The organism is Arthrobacter sp. GW822-FHT05G07, assembly GCF_058799755.1.
Genome location: NZ_JBXALT010000017.1, coordinates 1 through 23680, shown reverse-complemented (window position 1 = coordinate 23680; position 23680 = coordinate 1). Strand labels below are relative to the sequence as shown.

The window sequence follows — 23680 nt, the reverse complement described above, 5'->3', positions numbered from 1 at the left end:
GGGATGTGAGAGAGCGTTGGGCTCAAACACGAGGGATGTGAGAGAGGGTCACAGGACCTTGCGGATGGTCTCTTCGAAGCTGACTACGTGGTGCAGGGCGAGCTCGGCGGCGCGGTCTTCGTCACCGTCGGCAATGGCCGTGAGGAGGTCGGCGTGTTCGGAGATATGCCCGGACACGGAGGGCATCTTCTCGAGCATGTGGCACCAGATGCGGGTGGCGAGGTTGTCGTACCGGATCAGAACGTCTTCCAGGTGCGCGTTGGCGGAGGCCTTGTAGATGAGCCGGTGCACTTGGATGTCGTAGCGCATGAGTTCTTGGGAGGAGTTGTCCTGGCCTTCAAGGTCACGAATGGCAGCAGCCACAGTGCGGAGTTCCGAACGCATGGCCGGGCTGGCCATGCGGGCAGCTTTCCTGGAGGCCAAAGGTTCCAGGAGCTCGCGGATTTCGGAGACCTCGGCGAGCTGGGTGATGTCCACACCGGTGGCGAACGTTCCGCGCCGGGGGTAGGAGACCACCAGGTGGTCACTCTCCAGGCGTTTGATGGCTTCGCGGACGGGAGTGCGCCCTATGCCAAGTTCGCTGGCGATCTGACCGTCGTTGATGGGATCGCCGGGTTTGATATCCAGCATGATGAGCCTGTCACGCAGCAGCAGGTATGCGTTCTCCGCGAGGGACGTGCCCTGCGGAGCTGTTTCCAGTGCTTCCAATGCTGCGCTCATTGCTCTCTCCCGTTGTCGTAATCCCAGTCTGTTGGATGAGTTACCGAAGACCTGTTGACGACTATGTGATCTCCAACATACTATGGCAATAGTTCTAATATATCAGTTGCCTAACAGATGGCCGCTTCAAGTACTTCAGAAGGAGAACACCATGGTTGAACCGCTGATCCGCCCGCTCGCACAGGCGGACCCGGAGGTCGATCAGGCGATCGCCCAGGAACTCATCCGCCAGCAGTCCACGCTGGAAATGATCGCCTCTGAGAACTTCGCCCCCACGGCCGTCATGGAAGCCCAGGGATCGGTGCTGACCAACAAGTACGCCGAGGGCTACCCGGGCAAGCGGTACTATGGCGGCTGCGAACACGTTGATGTGATCGAACAGCTTGCCATTGACCGTCTGAAGTCCTTGTTCGGCGCGGAATTCGCCAACGTTCAGCCCCACTCCGGAGCACAGGCAAACGCTTCGGCCATGCACGCACTGATCACTCCCGGCGACACGATCATGGGCCTGAACCTGGCCCACGGCGGCCACCTGACCCACGGCATGCGGATCAACTTCTCCGGCAAGTTGTACAAGGTTGTCCCGTACGGTGTCCGCGAGGACACCCACACCGTAGACATGGCGGAAGTTGAACGCCTGGCCCTCGAGAGCAAGCCGCAGCTGATTGTCGCCGGCTGGTCCGCGTACTCCCGCCAGCTGGACTTCGCTGAATTCCGCCGCATCGCGGACCTGGTAGGCGCCTACCTCATGGTGGACATGGCCCACTTCGCAGGTCTCGTCGCGGCAGGACTTCACCCCAGCCCGGTGCCGCACGCCCACATCGTCACCAGCACAACCCACAAGACCCTCGGCGGTCCCCGCGGCGGCGTGATCCTGACCAACGACGCCGACATCGCCAAGAAGGTTAACTCCGCCGTCTTTCCCGGTCAGCAGGGTGGTCCGCTGGAGCACGTCATCGCAGCCAAGGCTGTCGCGTTCAAGATGGCAGCGGAGCCGGAATTCCAGGAACGCCAGGTCCGCGTCCTCGAGGGCTCCAAGATTCTGGCCCAGCGCCTCCTGCAGGACGATGTTGCCGCAGCCGGCATCTCCGTGGTCAGCGGTGGAACCGACGTCCACCTGGTCCTCGCCGACCTCCGCCACTCAGTACTTAACGGTCAGCAGGCCGAAGACACCCTGCACCGCATCGGCATCACGGTCAACCGGAACGCGGTCCCCTTCGACCCCCGCCCGCCGATGGTCTCGTCCGGACTGCGCATCGGCACACCAGCCCTCGCCGCCCGCGGCTTCGGCGCCGAGGACTTCACCGAAGTCTCGGACATCATTGCGACGGCGTTGATCGCCGCAGCGAACAGTGGCACCGAAGCAGGCACCGAAGGTGACGTCGCCCTGGACGACGCCACCGCCGTCGAGCTCCGCCGCCGCGTGACCGCGCTGGCGGAGAAGTTCCCCCTCTATCCCCACCTGAACAACAACGGCAATGGCGCCGCAACCGAAGCAGAACTGATTGGAGCAGCCCAGTGAGTGCAGACCACCTCCCCGAGCACCCGGACTTCCTCTGGCGCAACCCGGATCCGAAGAAGAGCTATGACGCCGTGATTGTGGGCGGCGGCGGGCACGGCCTGGCCACCGCGTACTTCCTTGCGAAGAACCACGGCATGACCAACATCGCCATCCTGGAAAAGGGCTGGCTGGCCGGTGGCAACATGGCCCGCAACACCACCATCATCCGTTCCAACTACCTCTGGGACGAGAGCGCTGCCATTTACGAGCACGCGCTCAAGCTCTGGGAAATCCTCCCGGAAGAGCTGGAGTACGACTTCCTGTTCAGCCAACGCGGTGTCATGAACCTGGCCCACACCCTGGGCGATGTCCGCGAGAGCGTTCGCCGTGTGGGCGCCAACCGCCTCAACGGCGTGGACGCCGAGTGGCTGGACCCGCAGCAGGTTAAGGAACTTTGCCCCATCCTGAACATCAGCGACAACATCCGCTACCCCGTCATGGGCGCCACGTACCAGCCGCGTGCAGGTATCGCCAAGCACGACCACGTGGCGTGGGCCTTCGCCCGCAAGTGCGATGAACTGGGCGTGGACATCATCCAGAACTGCGAAGTCACGGGTTTCATCAAGGACGGCAACCGGGTGACCGGCGTCCAGACCACCCGCGGCACCATCAACACCGAAAAGGTGGGCCTGTGCGCCGCCGGCCACAGCTCAGTCCTGGCAGAAATGGCCGGCTTCCGCCTGCCGATCCAGAGCCACCCGCTACAGGCTCTGGTGTCCGAACTGCACGAGCCGGTCCACCCCACGGTGGTCATGTCCAACCACGTCCACGTGTACGTCTCCCAAGCGCACAAGGGCGAACTGGTGATGGGCGCCGGCGTGGACTCCTACAACGGCTATGGCCAGCGCGGCTCGTTCCACGTGATCGAGGAGCAGATGGCAGCAGCCGTTGAGCTCTTCCCGATCTTCGCCCGGGCACACGTGCTCCGGACCTGGGGCGGCATTGTGGACACCACGCTGGATGCTTCCCCGATTGTGGGCCTCTCCCCGGTGGAGAACATGTTCGTCAACTGTGGTTGGGGCACCGGCGGCTTCAAGGGCACTCCCGCGGCCGGCCTGACGTTCGCGCACACCATTGCCACCGGCGCACCGCACAAGCTTAACAAGCCGTTCGCACTGGAACGCTTCGAGACCGGTGCCTTGATCGACGAACACGGCGCCGCAGCCGTGGCCCACTAGCCAGGACAGGAAAGACATGCTCCTCATTTCATGCCCCAACTGCGGGCCACGCGACGAAACCGAATTTCACTACGGCGGCCAGGCGCACATCGCCTACCCGGAGAGCCCCAACGACCTCACGGACCGTGAATGGGCTGAATACCTGTTCTACCGCGAGAACACCAAGGGCACCTTCGCCGAGCGCTGGGTTCACAGCACCGGATGCCGGCAGTGGTTCAACATGCTCCGCGACACCGTGAGCTACGACATCCACTCGATCTACGCGATGGGCCAGCCCCGGCCGGACCTGAACACCTCCGGCCAAAGCAGCGAACCCACCCAGCCGGGTGAGTTCACCCAGGCCGGTGACTTCGGCCAAGCGGGCGAACCCGGCCTCGCCCCCGGCGCCGCCTCCCCCACGGCCACCACCCCCATCTCCTCGGAAGGAGTCTAGAAGTGACCAGCAAGAACGCACGCCTCGCCACCGGCGGACGCATCGATCGCAGCATCTCTTGGCGCTTCACCGTGGACGGCCAGGAATTCACCGGTCACCCCGGAGACACCATCGCCTCGGCACTGCTGGCGAACGGCCACATCAACGCCGGCAACTCCCTGTACGAGGACCGACCCCGCGGCATCATGGCCGCCGGCGTGGAAGAGTCCAACGCCTTGGTCAAGATCGCTCCCCGCTTCCGCGGACACGTTGCTGAATCCATGCTTCCCGCCACCGCTGTTTCCTTGGTGGACGGCATGAACATTGAGCTCCTGTCCGGCCTGGGCAAGCTTGACCCGAACGAGGACAAGGCCGAGTACGACAAGAAGTACGTCCACACGGATGTACTGATTGTCGGCGGCGGCATCGCCGGCCTGGCAGCGGCCCGCGAAGCTGTCCGCACCGGTGCCCGCGTCATCCTGATCGACGACCAGCCCGAACTTGGTGGCTCCTTGCTCTCCGGTTCAACCGCCGAGGGCCTCGCCGAGCAGATTGAAGGCAAGCCGGCCCTTGAATGGGTTGCTGATGTGGAAGCCGAGCTGGTTTCCGCTGCAGAATGCACGGTGCTGAACCGCACCACGGCTTTCGGCTCCTACGACTCCAACTACTTCATCGCGGCCCAGAACCGCACGGACCACTTGAGCGTTCCGGCAGCATCGGGTGTCTCCCGCCAGCGTATTTGGCACATCCGTGCCAAGCAGGTTGTCCTGGCTCCGGGCGCCCACGAGCGTCCGCTGGTCTTCGAGAACAACGACCGTCCGGGCATCATGCTCGCTTCGGCCGCCCGTACCTACCTGAACCGCTACGCCGTGGCAGCAGGATCCCGCGTGGTCATCAGCACCACCAACGATTCCGCTTACGCTCTTGCCGCGGACCTAAAGGCAGCAGGCGTGGCGGTTGCCGCCGTCGTCGATGCCCGTCCGCAGATCAGCGCGAAGGCCGCTGCCGCCGTCGAGTCCGGTATCCGGGTACTCGTTGGCAGCGCCGTGGCGGACACCTCCGCAGATGAGAATGGCCGCCTGAGCGGTGTCACCGTCCGCAGCATTAACGACGACGGCGAACTCACCTCGGGCGTCGAACAGTTGGCTGCCGATCTGCTGGCAGTTTCCGGTGGTTGGAGCCCGGTGGTCCACCTCCACAGCCAGCGCCAGGGCAAGCTGCGTTGGGACGACGAGCTCGCTGCCTTCATCCCCACCAAGCCTGTCCGCGACCAGCAGGTTGTTGGCGCAGGCCGTGGCAGCTACGAACTCCAGGACTGCCTGGCAGAGGGCATCTCGGCGGGAGCGGCAGCGTCCATCGCTGCTGGCTTCGAGTCCGCAACCACCCCGGCGGAACTGCAGGCTCCTGTGGCGAGCGCTCCGAGCCGCCAGCTTTGGCTGGTTCCCGGCCAGACCGGTGAGCCCGGCGAGTGGCACCACCACTTCGTGGACTTCCAGCGCGACCAGTCCGTGGCCGACGTCCTCCGCTCCACCGGAGCGGGCATGCGTTCCGTGGAGCACGTCAAGCGGTACACCTCCATCAGCACGGCCAACGATCAGGGCAAGACGTCCGGTGTCAACGCGATCGGCGTCATTGCCGCTGCGCTGAAGTTCGGCGGCGCAGAGAGCATTCCCGGCGTCGGCGAGATCGGAACAACGGCGTACCGCGCTCCGTTCACGCCCGTAGCTTTCGCAGCCCTGGCCGGCCGCCAGCGCGGCGAGCTGTTCGACCCCGCCCGCGTGACCTCCATCCACCCGTGGCACGTTGCCCAGGGCGCACTGTTCGAAGATGTTGGACAGTGGAAGCGTCCCTGGTACTACCCGCAGGGCAGTGAAGACATGGACACGGCCGTCCTGCGTGAATGCGCTGCGGTCCGCGATTCCGTGGGTTTCATGGACGCCACCACGCTGGGCAAGATCGAAATCCGTGGCAAGGATGCCGGCGAATTCCTGAACCGCGTGTACACCAACGCGTTCAAGAAGCTCGCGCCGGGGTCCGCCCGCTACGGCGTGATGTGCACCTTGGACGGCATGATCTTCGACGACGGCGTGACCCTCCGCTTGGATGATGACCGCTACTTCATGACCACCACCACCGGCGGCGCTGCCAAGGTGTTGGACTGGCTGGAAGAGTGGCACCAGACGGAGTGGCCGGAACTCGACGTGGTCTGCACGTCCGTGACCGAGCAGTGGAGCACCATCGCCGTTGTCGGCCCGAAGTCCCGCGCCGTGATCGCCAAGGTAGCTCCGGAACTGGCCGAAAACGGCGGGCTGGATGCTGAAGCGTTCCCCTTCATGACATTCCGCGAAACCACGTTGGCGTCCGGAGTTCAGGCCCGCATTTGCCGTATCTCCTTCTCCGGCGAACTGGCCTACGAAATCAACATCCCGTCCTGGTACGGCCTCAACACCTGGGAAGCAGTTGCTGCCGCGGGTGCCGAGTTCAACATCACCCCGTACGGCACGGAAACCATGCACGTGCTCCGCGCCGAGAAGGGCTACCCGATTGTCGGGCAGGACACCGACGGCACGGTCACCCCGCAGGACGCAGGCATGGATTGGATCGTTTCCAAGGCCAAAGACTTCATCGGCAAGCGTTCCTACCTCCGCCAGGACGCAAGCCGCGAGGACCGCAAGCACTTGGTGAGCGTCCTTCCCGTGGACCACTCGCTGCGGTTGCCGGAAGGCACGCAGCTGGTGGAAAAGGGCATCCCGGTCAACCCGGCCAACGGACCCGTCCCCATGGAGGGCTTCGTGACCTCCAGCTACCACAGCGCCGCGCTGGGCCGCTCCTTCGCCCTGGCTCTCATTCAAAACGGCCGCAACCGCATCGGCGAGACCCTGGTGGCCTCACTGGGAGACCAATTGGTGGACGTGGTTGTTGGCGAAACCGTACTTTTCGATGCTGAAGGGACCCGCAAAGATGGCTGAAACAGCAACACCAGCAGAAACCGCACACGTCGATCGCGTCCGGGGTGCCCGCCGCAGCCCGGCCGAGCACCTGGCTGATGCCTTCACCTCCGGCTCCGTGCCGGGCACGGTGACGCTCACCGAAATCCCGTACCAAGCCATGGTGGGGGTTCGGGTTGACCGAACGTCCGACGCCGGTGCCCGCGTTGCGTCCGTAACCGGCGGCTTGCCTGCCGCTTGCGGTGAAGTGACGGGCAGTGCGGTACCCGGCAAGGATTCCGTCAACACCCTGTGGCTGGGCCCCACCGAGTTCATGGTGGTAGCGCCGGAGGAGGCCCACGATTCACTGGGCGGATCCCTAGTCAGCGACCTGACCACAGCTCTCGGCGGCGACGCAGGCCAGGTGGTGGACCTGTCCGCCAACCGCACCACGTTCGAACTCTCCGGAAGCCACGCCCGCGCAGTGCTGGAGAAGACCTGCGCTTTGGACTTGCACCCGCGCGTCTTCAAGGCAGGCACGGCTGTGTCCACGGAACTCGCCCACATCCCGGTGATGCTCTGGAAGACCTCGGAGGAGTCCTACAAGATCTTTCCCCGGGCCTCGTTTGCCGATTTCCTGGGACGTTGGCTCCTGGACGCCATGCGGGAGTACGCCTCACCTGAGGTCCCCTAATGGCACTGAGTGTGCTTGATCTGTTTTCTGTTGGCATCGGGCCGTCGTCTTCACACACGGTTGGCCCCATGCGCGCGGCAAAGCAGTTCACGGACGGTCTCGAATCGTCCGGCCAGCTTCCGGCTACGGTGCGCGTCCAGGCTGAGCTTTTCGGCTCCCTGGGCGCCACCGGCCGGGGCCACGGCTCAGACAAAGCCGTGGTGCTGGGGCTGCAAGGCCACTCCCCCGAGACTGTGGACACCACAACGGCCGACGACCAAGTAGCGGCGGCGGCACTCGACGCCGAACTGCGCCTGGGCGGCAACCACCGGGTGGACTTCAACTGGGACGAGGACGTGGTCCTGCACCGTCGCAAGTCGCTGCCTGCACACCCCAACGGCATGACGTTCCGCGCGTTGGACCACACGGGCGGCGTGCTCCGGGAACGCAGCTACTACTCCATCGGTGGCGGCTTCGTGGTGGACGGTGACGTCTCCGGCGCAGACAAAGTGGTAGCCGACGACACCGTTCTGCCCTACCCCTTCACCACTGCAGACGAGCTCCTTGCCATCTGCCTCCGCGAAGGCAAGTCGATCTCGGACATCATGCTGGCCAACGAACTCGTGTGGCGCTCCGAGGAGGAACTGCGTGAGAAATTGCTGGGCATCTGGGCTGTCATGCAGGAATGCGTGGACAACGGCTGCTCTGCCGAGGGAATCCTGCCGGGAGGCATGAAGGTCAGGCGACGGGCGCCGTCGTTGTTCAAAAAGCTTTCCGAAACCGACGCGGACCTGAATGGTGCGCACTCTGCCGATCCGCTCCTCGCCATGGAATGGGTGAACCTGTTCGCCTTGGCCGTGAACGAGGAAAACGCCGCGGGCGGCAGGATCGTCACCGCCCCAACCAATGGTGCCGCCGGAATTGTCCCGGCAGTGCTGCACTATTACACAAAGTTTGTTCCAGGAGCCAACGACGACGGTGTCGTGCGGTTCCTGCTGGCGGCGGCCGCCGTCGGAATCCTGTTCAAAATCAACGCGTCCATTTCCGGTGCCGAGGTGGGCTGCCAGGGTGAAGTGGGTTCCGCCTGCTCCATGGCGGCGGCCGGCCTCTGCGAAGTCCTGGGTGGAACGCCCGAGCAAGTGGAAAATGCCGCCGAAGTTGGCATTGAACACAACCTGGGCCTCACTTGCGATCCCGTGGGCGGGCTGGTGCAGATCCCCTGCATCGAACGCAACGCGATCGCCAGCGTCAAAGCCATCAACGCCGCCCGTCTTGCCCTGCACGGCGATGGCAGCCACAAAGTTTCCCTCGACAAAGCCATCAAAACCATGCGCGAGACAGGCGCAGACATGAAATCCAAGTACAAGGAGACCTCCCGTGGGGGCCTCGCCGTCAACGTAGTGGAGTGCTAGCCATGACTGCCATCCAAACCGAAACCACTGCCGCCTCCTCCGCGGAGACCACTGTGGAACACGTCCTTACCCTCGACTGCCCCGAAGGTCCCGGAATTGTGCATGCTGTGTCCGGGTTCCTGTTGGACCACGGCTGCGACATCATCGACAACAAGCAGTTCGGTGATCGTGCCGAAGGCCACTTCTTCATGCGGGTGCATTTCGCGTCCGACGGCGATGACTCCACTGTTGATCAGCTGCGGAACGCCTTCGCCCCCGTAGGGGAGAAATACAGCATGAACTGGCAGCTTGAGCGTCAGGGCTACAAACGCCGCGTGCTGATCATGGTCTCCAAGTTTGGGCACTGCCTCAACGACCTGCTGTTCCGCGCCAGGATCGGTGAGCTGCCCATCGACGTGGTGGGTGTTGTGTCCAACCACACCGATCACCAGGGTTTGGCGGAGTGGCACGGGATTCCGTTCTTCCATGTCCCCGTCACCGCTGCCACCAAGCCTGCAGCCGAGGGGCGCTTGCTGGAAATCATCGACGAACTGGACGTGGAACTCATTGTGTTGGCGCGTTACATGCAGGTACTCAGTGACGACCTGGCCCGCAAGCTGGACGGCCGCGCCATCAACATCCACCACTCGTTCCTGCCAAGTTTCAAGGGTGCCAAGCCCTACCACCAGGCCTACGCGCGTGGTGTGAAAACTGTGGGCGCCACAGCCCACTACGTGAACGGCGAGTTGGACGAAGGTCCCATCATCGCCCAGCAGGTAGTGGAAGTGGACCACACGTTCGGACCGGACGATCTCGTAGCCGCCGGTCGGGACACAGAATGCAAGGCCCTCAGCAACGCCGTTCGCTGGCACTGCGAGGGACGGATCATCCTGAATGGGAACAGGACGATCGTGTTGAAGTAGGGCTTGCAAGCACCCATTTCGATGGTTCCTTGGCGCTTACGCTGTGGCGAACGGCGGTGTGTGCAGGGAACCATCGAATTGGCATTTAAGGGCTTAGCCGTTCACCGCGTTGATCCACACGCCGATGATCCACGTACTGGCTGCCGCGCAGGCTAGACCGAACTCCACCAGAATGCCGATGCCGGTCGCTTTCAGTGCAGCACCGCTGGACCGGACGGCCGTGCGGAAGTCACGGGTTCGCTGCACTTCGCTGAGAAGGAGCCCCACAGCGAAGCCGACAAAGAGCCCCACCACGGGAATGACGAACATTCCCACAACACCCAGCACGACGCCTATCAGCACGGACCGGTTGGGAATGCCGTGCTGCTTGAGCTTGCGTCCGGTGAGGACGGCGCTGGCGGCCATTCCAGCCACCACAAACACCATTCCGACGGCGAAGATCACCCAGCCGAGTGGACCTGCACCTCCCCAAATGGCCCAGGCCAGCAGGCTCGCGCCGATGAGGATACTGCCCGGAAGGACGGGGATGATGGTTCCGGCCACGCCGACTGCTATGGCCAGGCCGCAGAGGATGGTCACGATAAGTTCGGCGTTCATGACCCTCAGTCTAGGTGTGGTGCGTCAACAGTTGGCGTCCACCACGACGGCGCTCCGAGAACGGATGGCTGTATGAACAACTGGACCCTTGGAGCTGAATTGGAGTCCTCGAATGATGAGTATGGGTTGGAAAACAGTATCTTAACGGCAGGATAACTTGTCTATACAACTAGCGATTAGCCTTGTTTTGGCTTAGGCCAAAGCGGCAGGGTTGAAGGGTCAGGCTGTCGGCAACCAGTGGTCGGCAGCTTTCATTCGGACCCGAAAATGGAGAAACCCTTGGACAACGCCCGTCCCTTCCGCGCAGCTTTGGCAACGGCCGCACTAACCCTGGCGGCCGCAGTCGTACTCCCGTCCGCCGCGGTAGCTGCACCCGAAACACCGAACGATGCCGCAACCGGCAACTCAACGAACGCCAGCTACGCCGGTCTCCCCGACGGCAGCAAGCGCAAAAAGACTCTGGTGATCGGCCTCGACGGAGCAGCGATCGCCAAATTCGGCACCGCCGGCATGCCCAACGTGCAGGGCCTCATGGACGGCGGCATGACCGCCACAAGCAACCTGTTCGCCAACCCGATGGCCCCCACGGTGTCAGGTGCAGGATGGTCGAGCATTGCCACGGGAGTGTGGCCGGACAAGCACAACGTGGTGGACAACAACTTCGCGGCACCCAACTACGGCCAGTACCCGGACTACCTGAGCCGCCTCGAAACGTCGCAGCCGAAAGCGTCCACACTGGTGGTGGGCACCTGGTCCCCTATCCCCCAAAAAGTGTTCGGCGAGAAAGTGGACCTGAGGATCGCCGGCGGCAACGATGCCGGCACCACGGCGAAGGCAGTGGAATACCTGGCCAACGGCAACCCGGACAGCACTTTCATCCACCTGGATGAAGTGGACGGGGCCGGACACTCCTACGGCACCGAGCGCGAGGAATACCTTGCCGCCCTGCGCAGGGTGGACGGCCAGGTGGGTGAGATCCTCAACGCTGTGAAGAACCGCCCCGGCTATACGTCCGAGGACTGGCTCGTGGTCCTCACCTCGGACCACGGCCACACCCCCACCGGCGGCCACGGCGGGAGCACTGCCGCCGAGCGTCAGACCTTCGTCATCGCCCAAGGCAAGGGCATCGAGTCCGGCAGCATCAGAAACGACGTCAAGATCACTGACATCGCCCCGTCTGTTTTGAAGCATGAAGGCATCACGCCTGAGGCGGCCTGGAACCTGGACGGGCAGGCGTTCCCGGACATCGAAGCGGACGCCTTCGATTCCCTCCGGACCAGCCTGAAGACGCGCGGTGACGAAACAGCCCCCGCCGCCGATGTGAAGGGCTGGACCACCACGGCTCCCGAAGGCTGGAGCATAGACAACTCCGCGATGCCCGCCGGGGGCGTCACCGAATGGCGGGGTTGGTCCTTTGCCACGGATGAGTTCTGGACCAACGTGGACCGCAACCAGGGCCGTGAAACCTCCGTCCGCAACCGAAACGTCTTCGCAGTTGCCGACTCGGATGAATGGGATGACAAGGCGCATGCTGCCGGACAGTTCGACTCAACGCTTGTCAGCCCAGAGTTCAAGGTGAAGGGCGGCAAGACCGCAACTCTCTCCTTCGCTTCCAACTACAGGATTGATGGGCCCCAAAGCGGCGAGGTGTTCGTCAGCTACGACGGCGGCACCCCGCAGCTGGCGAAGTCTTACACCGCCAACTTCAACGGCTTCGAATCCTTGGCACTGGAGGTCCCCAAGGGGGCCAAGAAGGCAAAGATCAGCTTCCGTTACACCGGCACCAACAGCGCCTTCTGGACGGTGGACCAGGTAACTCTGGACCGCTAATCAGTCACGCGCCTTAAGCAAAGAACGACGGCGACGCTCCCCAGCACGGGAGGCGTCGCCGTCGTCGGTCTTGCGTTAGTAACCGCTACTCGGTGACGGCTGCAGCAACTGCCGCGGTGACGGCCGGCGCGACGCGGGCGTCCAGCGGGCTCGGCACGATGTAGTCGGCGGACAGGTCTTCTGCGGCCAGTTCAGCGATGGCGTTGGCAGCGGCGATCTTCATGGCGGGCGTGATGCGGCGGGCCTTGGCATCGAGCGCGCCGCGGAAGATGCCGGGGAAGGCCAACACATTGTTGATCTGGTTCGGGAAGTCGCTGCGGCCGGTGGCCACAACAGCTGCGTACTTCTGGGCAACCTCGGGCAGAACTTCCGGGTCCGGGTTGGACAGGGCGAACACGATTGACTGATCGTTCATGAGCTTCAGGTGCTCTTCGTCCAGCTTGGAAGAGGAGACGCCCACAAAGACGTCGGCACCCGTCAGGCCTTCGCCCGGACCACCTGTGATGCCGCGGGGGTTGGTGCGCTGGGCCATGCGAGCCTTGACGCTGCCGGGATCGGCCGCAAGATCGGCACGCTCAGCGTTGACTACACCCTTGGAGTCGAGCAGGATGACGTCCTTGATGCCAACGGCAAGAAGAATCTCGGCGATGGCAATGCCTGCGGCACCAGCGCCGGACACAACAACCTTGAGGCCCGCCAGTTCGCGCTGTGTCACCTTGGCAGCGTTGGTCAGGGCTGCGAGAACCACGACGGCTGTGCCGTGCTGGTCATCGTGCATGACGGGGCAGTCGAGGGCCTCAATGAGCCGCTCTTCGAGTTCGAAGCAACGCGGAGCCGAGATGTCCTCAAGGTTCACGGCGCCGAAGCTCGGGCGGAGGCGGACCAGGGTTTCGATGATTTCATCCACGTCCGTGGTGTTGAGCACCAGCGGGATGGAGTCAAGGTCGCCGAAGGACTTGAAGAGGGCCGACTTGCCCTCCATAACCGGCAAGGAGGCGCTCGGGCCAATGTTGCCGAGACCCAGAACGGCGGTGCCATCGCTGACCACAACAACCAGGCGCTCGGCCCAGGTGTGTGTGCGGGCAAGCTCGGGGTTTGCGTGGATTGCGCGGCTGACCTGCGCAACTCCGGGGGTGTAGGCGATGGAGAGATCGCGCTTGTCGTTCAGGGGAACGGTGCTGGAGATGGTCAGCTTGCCGCCTTCGTGGGCTGCGAAGATCTCTTCTTCGGTCAGTACCAGGGCGTCGTTATCAGTTGCAATTGTCTCAATGGACACGTCTTTGTCTCCTCAGGCTAGCCGTGAACCCACGGCACGTTTCGGGCAGGAACAGAACTGCTGGTGCGGGCCAAGGGTGACTGGTCCGGCATTGCTTCTGCAGATAGGGGGCTGCTAGCCGCTTCGGTGTCTCCAGCCTAGGGAAACGGTGAAGGTACAAGATTCAATACCAAGAGAGACGATTCGAGAGTAAAACGTTCAACCAAGCCCAAATGTGATTCACGTCATGCCAAAAAACGTGTTCTGGGGGCCTTCCGGTCTAGACCAGCGGCTCCCTACTCACCCGTGAGCAGCGTGCAGGCTCTCTTAAGATCCTTCTCTGCCTCGAACAACGACAATCGGCGACAACGAACCGCCTGCACCAAGCCGCTCACCAGGTGCAACAAGATCCTGGCCCTGACGGTATCCCTCCCGGAGTCCTTGCTCAGCGAACCAACCACTTCCTCGGACAATGCATCGATTTCTCGCAACAGCTGGGCAGTGTCATCGTCCTTGCCCGCCGGCCGGATGAGGCAGTGCTCTACGCCCGGCTGCATGACCCGCAAGTGGAAGATTTCCATCATCAAACCCGCGAGGGCATGCCCTTTGCCTTCACGCAGCCGGACACCATCACGGAGTTCCCGCAGCTGCTGACGATAGACGGCCAGCATGAGGTGGGCTGTGGAGGGAAAGTAGCGGTAGAGCGTGCCGAGCGGGATGTCAGCCCGGGCCGCAACGTCGGAAAGACTCAAGGTATCAAACTGTCGCTGGGCAAAGCCGGCGGCGGTCTTCAGGATGCGGGCATAGCGCAGCTGCTGCCGCGGGGTGGTTGGCGCGGCAGCCATACGGGGCAGTCCCGTGGTCAGGTCAAGGGAGTAGGGTTCCAGTGAGTTTGATGCGGGCATTTCCGGCGATCTCTTGGCAGGCTGACAAGGAAACGGCCGGCTGGGTCAAGGACCGCGGCTGGCCGATCGCATCAATGATACGGGAGCAAAATGACCGTTTCCTGAGAGCTCGCCCTGCGCCCTGAACCAAGGCTGTTCCCGCCTGAGGGTTCCGCCCACATACACTTCATGCAGGCTTGGAACCCAACCGGGAGGAACACACATGGGGACATTACGACGCCGGATGGCAGCGGCGCTGCTGACCGTCACCGCGGCGGCCATGGCACTTAATCCCCTGCCGGCGTCGGCCGCACCCAGCAACGGGCCGGACCCCATCCTCAACGGCGAAGCGTTTGTTGGCGAAAAGCTGACCGCTGACATCGGCCCGTACACGTTCTACGGCTGCGGAGGCGGCAAAGGCCCCGACTTCACGGTCTACTGGACCCGGGATGGCTTCTTGGTGGCCGGGGAGACAGCGCGCAGTTACGTGCTGGAGCAGGATGACACCGGAGCGCGGATGGCAGTGCACGTCACTGCCAGCAAAACGGCCTGCGGCGGAGAGTCCCTGCACAGCAACGAAACCAAGCCGGTGGGTGCCGTGAATCGGGCGGCTGGTTTCACCGGCCGCAGCTTGGAGCTTTTAACCCGCGCCAATGACGGCTCATTGGTGCTGTACGGCCGAAATGGCAGCGCCTGGGATCCTGCCCGAACCGTGGGTTATGGGTTCAACATCTTCAATACCGTGTTCTCCCCCGGTGACTTCGATGGTGATGGCAAAAGCGACATGATGGTGCGCGACTCCGTCGGAGGACTCTACCTCTTCGGTGGAGATGGCGCCGGTGGTTGGAAGCCCGCCAAGTCCATCGGCAACGGTTGGAACGTATTCGACTCCATCGTCAGTCCGGGCGACTTCAACGGCGACGGCCACAACGACGTCCTCGCCAGGGAACCCGGCGGAGCCCTTTATCTCTACCCGGGCAATGGTGCCGGGGGCTGGTTGGCGCGAACCGCCGTCGGGACGGGCTGGAACGTCATGGACTCCATGGTGACGCCCGGCGACTTCAATGGCGACGGAAATGTGGACATCCTGGCGCGCGACCGCAGCGGCTACCTGTACTTTTACGGGGGCAACGGCGCAGGCGGCTGGTCACGGTCCTGGATGATCGGCGTCGGCTGGAACGCCCTCAAATTCGTAGGCGCTGCCGGCGACTTCAACAGCGACGGCTTCCCCGATGTTTATGGTGTGGACCAACAGGGCCGCCTGATTGCCTACTACAGCGACGGGAAAACCGGCTGGAAAGGTTCCGAAGCTGTTGGAGCCGGATTCGGATGGTTCACAGCAATCTTCTAGGAAGATCCCAGACGCGGTACCATTAACCGCATAAAGTCTGGGGAGGACACAATGTTTGCTTCATCACGCCCTGCGTCTGGCGTGCGCCGGGCAATTGCCGGAATCGGGGCTGCGATCTTTGCGGCAGTTGTTCTGGCCCCCGCCCCCGCCATGGCCACCATGGACCCCGAACCTCCAGTGATTACCGGCGCGCCATACGTTGGTTCCACGCTCACGGTTACCTGGGACCCCTATGCGTACAAGGGCTGCGCGCAGGCATCGGGTCCGGATACCCGCATCTACTGGACGCGGGACGGCGAGGTAGCAACAGACCACCCCACATGGCCCAACTATGTCCTCACTGAAGAGGACCGCGGTAAAACCATAGCCGCGCACCTTGTGGCCAACCATCCCTGCGAAGGCCTGGAAGTCGCCAGCGAAGAAACCGCGCCGATTTCCGCCTCCAACCGGCCGAATGGATTCACCGGCCGCGGCGCATTTGAGCTCTTGGCCCGCCGTTCCGACGGCGCGCTGCTCATGTACCCGCGGGTTCAGAACACTTGGGAACCAGCGAAGACCGTCGGGGCAGGCTGGAACATCTTCCCCACCGTGCTCTCCCCTGGCGACTTCGACGGCGACGGCATCAACGATGTCCTGGGCAGGGACTCGTCCGGCGGTTTATACCTCTACAGCGGTAACGGTTCAGGCGGCTGGAACGGCCCGCAGAGAGTGGGCATCGGCTGGAACATCTTCACGTCGCTGGTAGCCCCCGGGGACTTCAACAGCGATGGCACCAACGACATCCTGGCCCGCGATGCCAACGGGATCCTCTACCTTTACCCCGGCGACGGTGAGGGCGGATGGTTGCCCAGGTCCGTGGCGGGCCAGGGCTGGAACGCACTGAACGCGATCATCACCCCCGGCGATTTCGACGGCGACACCAACGTTGACGTCTTGGCTCGCGATTCTTCCGGGTTCTTGCGGCTCTACAGTGGCGACGGTTCCGGCGGCTGGAACGGAATGACCGTTGTTGGCCAGGGCTGGACCGGCATGAGCAAGATCGGCAGCGCCGGCGACATCAACGCCGACGGCCACCACGACGTCTTCGCTGTGGACGGCTCAGGCCAACTGCGCGCCTACTACGGCAACGGCAACGCCGGCTGGGCTGGAGCCGCTGTTGTCGGCTGGGGCTGGAGCGGGTTCACGGACCTGTTCTAACTCGGCTTGCTTGTTCGTTGTTGAGAACCCCGTTCGGAGCGATCCGGACGGGGTTCTCGCAATAAAAGGACCAGCTATTTGCCAGCGGTTCGGCAGGCAGTAGTGTCATCCCAATTGATCTCTTCGGCCAACTCTGTGCCGCCTTATTTCTCTGGGGGAATCCTTGGGCTTCACCTCTGCCCTTCGCGCGCCTGCGCGCCGCCGCAGTCCTCGACGACTTCTTGCACTCATCACTGCTCCGGCTTTAGCCACTTGCCTCCTGGTCTCGGCTGTCCCTGCTTCCGCCGCCGATGAAGCGGTGGACACTACGGCCTCCCTCACAAAAGATGCGGTGCCCGGCAAGGAAACCGCCCAGGGCCTTCCCATTGAAGCAGCCCCGCGCTCAAGGGGTTTCGATGGCGATGGCACCTTCGATCTGTTCGCCCGCGACGCAGCCGGCCGTCTGCTGCTCTACCCCACTGACGGCAGAGGCAACTGGCGGGCACCGCAAGTGATCGGTAACGGCTGGCACATTTACAACCTCTTGGTTTCGCCAGGAGACTTCGACGGCGATGGAACAGTAGACGTCATGGGCCGCGATGGCTATGGACGGCTCTTTCTGTACCAAGGAAATGGCGCCGGGGCTTGGAAACAAGCCTTCCAGATTGGTCAGGGATGGCAGGGGTTCGTCAACCTCATCGCACCCGGCGACTTCAACGGTGACGGCACCAACGACATCCTTGCCCAGGATGCTGCGGGTAACGTCTTCCTTTACCCCGGCAACGGACGGGGCGGTTGGCTGGCACCGAGCAAGGTCACTACGGGCTGGCAGGGATTGGATTCTGCCGGAGCGGGGCATTTCTATGGCACTTCCGAGGCTGTCGTCCTGAGCCGCACCTGGTGGGGCGACTTACAGGCCCGCTCCTCTACGCGCAACGGCTATTTCTATGATTACGGCCATCCCGACATTTACGACGGAACCCTCGGCAGAGGCTGGGAGGTCCTCAGTCGCTTTGGGGTGGCCGGTGACTTCAACGGAGACGGCTACAACGACGTTTACGGCATTAGTCCAAACGGTCAGCTGACAATGTACCTCGCCGACCCTTCAGGCTTCAGCTCATGGGGCATCTACGGCTTCAAATGGAAGGGCCAGCCGGTTGTCGGTAGCGGCTGGAACGTCATGAACGCGGTGTTTTAGGCCTAAGCCACGCTCTTGATCTTCACCACGAACACGGCGCCCAAGAGCCCAATGACTGCGGCGGCTACGTACAGCGAGACGTAGCCGCCCCAGAAAAGTACAAACGGGGAGGCGATCAAGGGGGCGATCACCTGCGGCAAGGAATTGGCAATGTTGATAACGCCCAGATCCCGGCCGCGGTCCATCCCCGTTGGAAGGACCTGCGTGATGAGCGCGAAGTCAACGGCGAGATACGCTCCAAAGCCGATCCCCAGTACCACCGCACCGGCGAGCCCGCCAATCCACGTCGGTGCAAAGGCAAGAATCAGCGACGCCAGCGCAATGATGACCGACGAAGCGATCACAAGAGGCTTCCGTTTGCCCATCCTGTCGCTCAGTCTGCCCCCGAGCACGCTGGTGATGATGACCGAGACCGCATACAGCCCGGTAAGAATGAGGACACCAAACGACGGCTCGATTCCCTCAGTTTCCTTGAGACGCACAGCATCGCTGAGGAAGAACAACAAGTAGAGCGTGACCATGTGGTTACCGGTGCTTACCAGCAGGCGAGTCAACCAAGCCCACGCGAAATCCGGATAGCGTTTAGGCGAAACCCAGAAGCCTTTGAGGAAGTCCGCCAAGTTGAAGGGCGGACGTTCTGTTGGTGGAAGCTGCTGATCGTCATTCTTGAAGAGGTAAAGCACGACGCCGGCGAGCAAGGCTGCTGCGCACAGCCAGTAACCTGCGGCAAAGTTTCCAACAACAACCGCAGCGATCACGGCTCCGATGAGAATTCCGACAGTCTGCCCCATGGCGGCAAGTCCACCTACAGTTCCGCGCTGAAGAACCGGGACACGGTCAGGTATAGCGGCCGTGATAGCGGCGTACATGGCGTTGGCTCCGGCCTGAACAAGGCACCACAGCAAAGTCATTGCTGCAACGTTGGGAGCACCGGCCAAAGCTACGAGCGCAACAGCTCCAAGGACGGCGCCCATCAGGACCCAGGGAACACGGCGGCCAAACCGGGACGTAGTGCGGTCACTGAATGCCCCGAAGAGCGGGTTTGCCACCATGGAAACGGCTGCACCGCAGCCCGTGACTAAAGCAAGGATCGCTTCCTTCTGACCTTCGTCAAAGTGAGCTGCCTGCAGGCCCAGGAGTACTTGGAGGGGGCCAAAGAACGCTGCGTTGATGCCCAGGTTAACCAGCACCACGCCCGTGACCCAGATCGGCCGGACCCGGGCAACAGGCTCAGCCAGCGCCGTGGTGGTTCCACCGCGGACTACGGCTGGATCCGGCACCGGGCCCGGTAGATCGGACAAGCTCATAGCAGGTTCCCCCTCATTCAATGTTTGGATTCAGCCTAGCGCGGCGGAGCGACACTGAACCGCCGTCGGGCTTTTTATCCACATAGGCCGAAGCATGTCCTGCCACAGCGCCGACGCGCGCGTTAGTGTGGCCTCAAAGCGATAGAGGAGCAGCACTGTGAGTGAGCGAGTAAATACCGCCGATCTTTACGACGACCGCGGCGAGGAACTGGAATCCATTGCCATCCAGTTTCAAAACCTGGGTGGGCATACACACTTCAGCGGGCCAGTCCGCACTATCCGGTGCTTCGAGGACAACGCGCTGGTGAAGACTGTCCTCAGCACCCCTGGGGACGGAGCCGTTCTGGTCATCGATGGGCAGGGGTCACTGAGGACCGCACTCATGGGAGACATGATCGCGGAAAGTGCCGTAGCCAACGGCTGGGCTGGCGTAGTCATCAACGGTGCCATTCGCGACCGCGAAGCCATCGCCCGCTTGCCCCTGGGCGTCAAGGCACTCGGCAGCAACCCGAAGAAGAGCGCCAAGACAGGCGTGGGCGAAGTAGATGTTCAGCTGGTGATCGATCGCGTCCGGATCCAGCCCGGCGTGATGATTTTCTGCGACGCTGACGGCATCTTGATAGAGCGCTAGTCCTTCCGGGGGCGTCGTCTTAGAAGAAGAGCGGAAGAAACATTCTCCCAACGGGAATCAACCGGGCAGTAAGATAGTTACTGAAAGCAACTATCCTGCTTATTCCCCTTTTCTGCCACCTCTGGAGAAGATATGTCCAAAACCGCGCCCGTTCGGGCCGCCGGCGAGGTCCTGACCCATCGTCAGACCCTCACCGTCATGGTGGGACTCATGCTCGGCATGTTCCTGTCCTCGCTGGACCAGACCATCGTGTCCACGTCCATCTACACAATCGCCAACGATCTCGATGGCCTGTCGCTGCAAGCGTGGGCCACCACGGCGTATCTCATCACCTCAACTGTGAGCACCCCGCTCTACGGCAAGCTCAGTGACATCTTCGGGCGCCGCCCGCTGTACCTCGTGGCGATCGTGATCTTTTTGGTGGGTTCCCTCTACGCGGGATCAGTCCACTCCATGACGGAGCTGGCCATTGCCCGCGGCATCCAGGGCCTCGGCGCCGGTGGCCTGCTGGCGTTGGCGCTGACCATCATCGGCGACATCGTGGCGCTGAAGGACAGGGCAAAATACCAGGGCTACTTCATGTCCGTCTTCGGTATTTCTTCCGTCCTCGGTCCGGTGATTGGCGGTGCCTTCGCAGGCTCGGCCAACATCCTGGGCTTTGACGGCTGGCGCTGGGTCTTCTTCATCAACCTCCCCATAGGGCTCGCTGCCCTTGTGGTGGTGTTCATGTACCTGCACCTTCCGGCGCGGCATGTGAAGCAAAAGATCGACTACTGGGGCGCCGCCGCGATCACCCTGGCGATTGTTCCTCTGCTGCTGGTTGCAGAACAGGGCCGCACCTGGGGCTGGGCCTCGGGCGCATCCTGGCTCTGCTACGGACTTGGCGTGATCGGTATCGTGGCATTCCTGCTCGCTGAGAAACGTGCTGGAGACTACGCGCTGATTCCGTTGCGCTTGTTCAAGAACATGACGTTCGGTTTGTCATCGCTGTTGAACTTCATCATCGGCATCGGCATGTTCGGAGCCATTGCAATGCTGCCCATGTACCTGCAACTCGTGAAGGGGCTGACTCCTACGGAGGCTGGCCTGATGATGATCACCTTCACTGTGGGCATCCTCTTCGGCTCGATCTCTGCCGGCCGAACCATCTCCTCATCAGGCGTGTACCGGATCTTCCCGATCATGGGTACGGCTGTGCTGGCTGCTGCAGCCACCGTCATGGGCTTCGTCCTCGGCGTCGATACCGGACTGTGGGTTCCCGGCCTGATAGCAGTGTTCTTCGGCGTCGGACTGGGCTTCTGCATGCAGCCGCTCACGCTCGCCATGCAGGTTTCCGTCCCGCCCAAGGACATGGGCGTCGGCACCTCTACTGCTGCGTTCTTCCGTTCCATGGGCGGAGCGGTGGGCACGGCAGTGTTCATCTCCATGCTGTTCAGCACGGCGGCCGACAAGATCGCCGAGGGCATGAAAACTGCTGCCTCCAGCCCGGATTACCAAGCAGTCATGAAGGACCCGGCTGTGGCTTCCGATCCCGCAAACGCCAAGCTCTTCGACTTCTTCAAGAACGGCGCCAACAACGAGTCCCTGAACGACACCAGCTGGCTTCACACGGCCAACAGCACGCTCACCAGGCCGATAACAGAGGGCTTCGCCCAGGCAATCGACATCGTCATGCTCACGGCTGCGGGGCTGATGCTCATTGCATTCCTGATCAGCTTCGCGTTGCCCAACAAGAAGCTCACGGATCCCCAGGCAGCAGCCAAGGAATCGGTCCCCGCGCACTAGATTCACGCGTCGGGCTTTAGTTCACGCAACACCCAGGAACGGCAGGCGGCCTTCGGACCGCCTGCCGTTCTTGTGCTGTTGCACGGACTTTAGTGCAAAGCCCGAACCAGCTGCTGTGCTTGCTCGAGGTCGCCACGCAGGTCGCGGTCAGTGACGTCGTACGGCAACGTCAGGCCGGCCTCCAGCATGGCGCGCAACCTGGTGCTGCCTAACTCTTCGGGCCGCCGGCCCTGCAATCGCAGGGCGCGCGAGGCACAAACAAGTTCGACGGCGGTGACAGTCGCCAAGGCTTCGACGGTGGACTGCAACTGGGCCGTGGCCAGGCTGGCGAAGCTTGCGTCTTCCTCCGCGCCCAACGACAACACGACTGTCTGCAAGCTTGCCGGTTGACCATTGGCGCGGATCCGCCCCACCGCGGCAGCAGCCACGTACTCCAGCATCATGACGCCGGACTGTCCTGTCCCATCTTCAGCCAGGAAGGGATGCAAGCCGGTGTAGGTGGGGTCGCAGAGGAGATCAACCCTTCGAAGATGCGTCGCGCAGGCTGCACCTATAGCCAGCTGCAAGGTATCCACGCGGCGGGCCAGGTTGGTCATCTGGAAAAGCCCGTGGTGCGCAACGTCGTGCGAGCCATCGGACGCCGACCCATGGACCAGTGGATTCTCGTTGCCGGCTGTCACCAGACGGCTCAACAAAGCGCCCAGAGCCTGCAGCTCCTCTGTCTGGGATCCGAAGATCTGTGGCAGGGTCCGCAAGCAGTAGGGGTCCTGAATCCGCGAGGGCTCACCGCTTCCTTGAACCAAGCCATGGAAGGTGTTCGCAGCTTCTGCCACGGCAGGAGTATCCGCCGCCGCAGCCACCGCCGGGCTGAGCGCCTCCGCATTGCCGGACATCGCCACGAAGGACAACGCGGCCACCGACTCTGCGTTTTTCAAGAGACCCGACAATTCCTGATGAGCAAGAACAGCTTGCGCAATGGTCAGCGCGCTGGAACTGATGAAGGGCAGGGCGTCCGCGGTGGCCCAACCGTCCACGCTGCGTCGCGCCCCTCCCCCGCCCAAGGGCTCGCGCTCCCCGAGCATCGTGAGCGCAGTACCGGCCAGGGCCTGCAGATCCGCCGTGCCGATGCCGCCGAACTCCCGGATTTCAGGGACGACATTCGCGTTGATCAGGTCAGAGAGGGCCGCTGCGATGCCGGGGTCGATCCCCGATCCACCGGCTGCCAACTGTGACAGCCTGACCACCATCATTGCGCGGACTGTCCGGCGATCCAGCGGCCTGCCAGCATCGACGGCATGGCTCCGCAACAGTTTGAGCCCGTGGGTGTCACTCCCGCCGGCCTCGGCCAAAGCCACGGTCCGATTCGCGCCAACTCCGGTTGAACGGCCGTAGACGGGCCGCTTTGAGGCTGTCGCAACGGCTGACTCCTGCGAGGCGGCCATACGAATCAACGCACCGGGTGAGAGGTGAACTGAAGCGCCGTCGGCAACGGCTGCAATATCTGCCAAGGCCAGGTTCCGGCCGTCGATCTCAATCATTGAGCGATCCTTTCATCCGGGGCCGACGTTGTACTCGCCAATGGCTGGCAGGTGTGGTGGCTGTTCGACAACCACCACACCTGCCAGCTAGTCGGTTTCAGGCGCAATACGGACGGGATTCCAAACCTTGGGGGGCCGGACCGGAATCCGTTCCTGCGGGACCGAGTCCGGCCGCTCCATCTTGACTGCCGACGAATCGGGGTCTGTTGAGGCGTGCACCCGTGCGGTGCTGGTGGAAACGCTCATTGGCTTGCTTTCAGGGAGCCCTCGTTCATGGGGATGCGGACGCCTCGTTCGTTGGCGACTTCGAGGGCGCGGTCGTAGCCGGCGTCGGCGTGGCGGA

19 protein-coding genes are annotated in these 23680 nt (G+C 62.8%); 13 read left to right on the top strand and 6 right to left on the bottom strand.

Features of this window, described 5'->3' with window-relative positions:
• Positions 1-48: 48 nt before the first annotated feature.
• Positions 49-720 (bottom strand): GntR family transcriptional regulator, encoded by a 672-nt coding sequence (locus AC1RJY_RS22855; RefSeq protein ID WP_210065607.1) that lies wholly within the window; start codon positions 718-720, stop codon positions 49-51.
• A 151-nt stretch (positions 721-871) separates the two neighbouring features.
• On the opposite strand from AC1RJY_RS22855, the gene glyA reads away from it, so the two are divergent.
• Genes glyA through purU form a run of 7 tightly spaced genes read left to right on the top strand, consistent with a single transcriptional unit; the run spans position 872 to position 9785 of the window.
• The gene (glyA, locus tag AC1RJY_RS22850; protein WP_210065605.1) at positions 872-2242 is read left to right on the top strand and encodes a serine hydroxymethyltransferase; all 1371 of its coding nucleotides are present in this window, start codon (positions 872-874) and stop codon (positions 2240-2242) included.
• Positions 2239-3459: a sarcosine oxidase subunit beta family protein gene (locus AC1RJY_RS22845; protein ID WP_011776430.1), complete on the top strand. Its 1221-nt coding sequence runs from the start codon at positions 2239-2241 to the stop codon at positions 3457-3459. The genes glyA and AC1RJY_RS22845 overlap by 4 nt, the downstream gene beginning before the upstream one ends.
• 16 nt (positions 3460-3475) lie before the next feature.
• Positions 3476-3892, top strand: a complete 417-nt coding sequence (locus tag AC1RJY_RS22840; RefSeq protein ID WP_210065602.1) for a sarcosine oxidase subunit delta — start codon at positions 3476-3478, stop codon at positions 3890-3892.
• Positions 3893-3894: 2 nt separating this feature from the next.
• Positions 3895-6840 carry a sarcosine oxidase subunit alpha family protein gene (locus tag AC1RJY_RS22835; RefSeq protein ID WP_210065599.1) on the top strand — a complete coding sequence of 982 codons (2946 nt, stop codon included), beginning with the start codon at positions 3895-3897 and terminating at the stop codon, positions 6838-6840.
• A complete protein-coding gene (locus AC1RJY_RS22830) occupies positions 6833-7492 on the top strand; it encodes a sarcosine oxidase subunit gamma (protein ID WP_498603606.1) in 660 nt (219 codons plus the stop codon). The genes AC1RJY_RS22835 and AC1RJY_RS22830 overlap by 8 nt, the downstream gene beginning before the upstream one ends.
• Entirely contained in the window at positions 7492-8883 is a 1392-nt protein-coding gene (locus AC1RJY_RS22825) for an L-serine ammonia-lyase (RefSeq protein ID WP_498603604.1), read from the top strand. Before AC1RJY_RS22830 ends, AC1RJY_RS22825 begins: the two co-directional genes overlap by 1 nt.
• A gap of 2 nt (positions 8884-8885) precedes the next feature.
• Positions 8886-9785, top strand: coding sequence for a formyltetrahydrofolate deformylase (gene purU, locus AC1RJY_RS22820; protein ID WP_498603603.1), 900 nt, complete (start codon positions 8886-8888; stop codon positions 9783-9785).
• Between the two features lie 93 nt (positions 9786-9878).
• Here the strand turns inward: purU and AC1RJY_RS22815 are convergent, their stop codons facing one another.
• On the bottom strand, positions 9879-10382 hold the full coding sequence (locus tag AC1RJY_RS22815) for a DUF456 domain-containing protein (RefSeq protein WP_014923055.1): 504 nt from the start codon (positions 10380-10382) through the stop codon (positions 9879-9881).
• Between the two features lie 267 nt (positions 10383-10649).
• Here AC1RJY_RS22815 and AC1RJY_RS22810 point away from each other — a divergent pair, with 267 nt between their 5' ends.
• Positions 10650-12212, top strand: a complete 1563-nt coding sequence (locus AC1RJY_RS22810; RefSeq protein ID WP_498603601.1) for an alkaline phosphatase family protein — start codon at positions 10650-10652, stop codon at positions 12210-12212.
• Between the two features lie 85 nt (positions 12213-12297).
• On the opposite strand, the gene AC1RJY_RS22805 is transcribed toward AC1RJY_RS22810, so the two are convergent.
• Complete coding sequence (locus AC1RJY_RS22805; RefSeq protein WP_014923057.1) at positions 12298-13488, bottom strand: NAD(P)-dependent malic enzyme; 1191 nt, start codon at positions 13486-13488, stop codon at positions 12298-12300.
• Positions 13489-13763: 275 nt separating this feature from the next.
• A complete protein-coding gene (locus tag AC1RJY_RS22800) occupies positions 13764-14372 on the bottom strand; it encodes a TetR/AcrR family transcriptional regulator (RefSeq protein ID WP_014923058.1) in 609 nt (202 codons plus the stop codon).
• 202 nt (positions 14373-14574) lie between these two features.
• Between AC1RJY_RS22800 and AC1RJY_RS22795 the strand changes: the two genes are divergently transcribed.
• The 3 genes from AC1RJY_RS22795 to AC1RJY_RS22785 all read left to right on the top strand — a co-directional run bounded on the left by AC1RJY_RS22795 (position 14575) and on the right by AC1RJY_RS22785 (position 18076).
• The gene (locus AC1RJY_RS22795; protein ID WP_498603600.1) at positions 14575-15702 is read left to right on the top strand and encodes an FG-GAP repeat domain-containing protein; all 1128 of its coding nucleotides are present in this window, start codon (positions 14575-14577) and stop codon (positions 15700-15702) included.
• Positions 15703-15753: 51 nt separating this feature from the next.
• On the top strand, positions 15754-16899 hold the full coding sequence (locus AC1RJY_RS22790; RefSeq protein WP_210065583.1) for an FG-GAP-like repeat-containing protein: 1146 nt from the start codon (positions 15754-15756) through the stop codon (positions 16897-16899).
• A gap of 163 nt (positions 16900-17062) precedes the next feature.
• Entirely contained in the window at positions 17063-18076 is a 1014-nt protein-coding gene (locus AC1RJY_RS22785) for an FG-GAP repeat domain-containing protein (protein ID WP_498603599.1), read from the top strand.
• A gap of 2 nt (positions 18077-18078) precedes the next feature.
• On the opposite strand, the gene AC1RJY_RS22780 is transcribed toward AC1RJY_RS22785, so the two are convergent.
• Positions 18079-19383: an MFS transporter gene (locus tag AC1RJY_RS22780; protein WP_011776444.1), complete on the bottom strand. Its 1305-nt coding sequence runs from the start codon at positions 19381-19383 to the stop codon at positions 18079-18081.
• Positions 19384-19540: 157 nt separating this feature from the next.
• On the opposite strand from AC1RJY_RS22780, the gene rraA reads away from it, so the two are divergent.
• Both rraA and AC1RJY_RS22770 read left to right on the top strand, forming a co-directional pair.
• Positions 19541-20014 (top strand): ribonuclease E activity regulator RraA, encoded by a 474-nt coding sequence (gene rraA, locus AC1RJY_RS22775; protein WP_014923063.1) that lies wholly within the window; start codon positions 19541-19543, stop codon positions 20012-20014.
• Between the two features lie 132 nt (positions 20015-20146).
• On the top strand, positions 20147-21799 hold the full coding sequence (locus AC1RJY_RS22770) for an MDR family MFS transporter (protein WP_210065579.1): 1653 nt from the start codon (positions 20147-20149) through the stop codon (positions 21797-21799).
• Between the two features lie 89 nt (positions 21800-21888).
• Here the strand turns inward: AC1RJY_RS22770 and AC1RJY_RS22765 are convergent, their stop codons facing one another.
• Complete coding sequence (locus AC1RJY_RS22765; protein WP_498603598.1) at positions 21889-23337, bottom strand: aromatic amino acid lyase; 1449 nt, start codon at positions 23335-23337, stop codon at positions 21889-21891.
• Positions 23338-23680 lie beyond the last annotated feature (343 nt).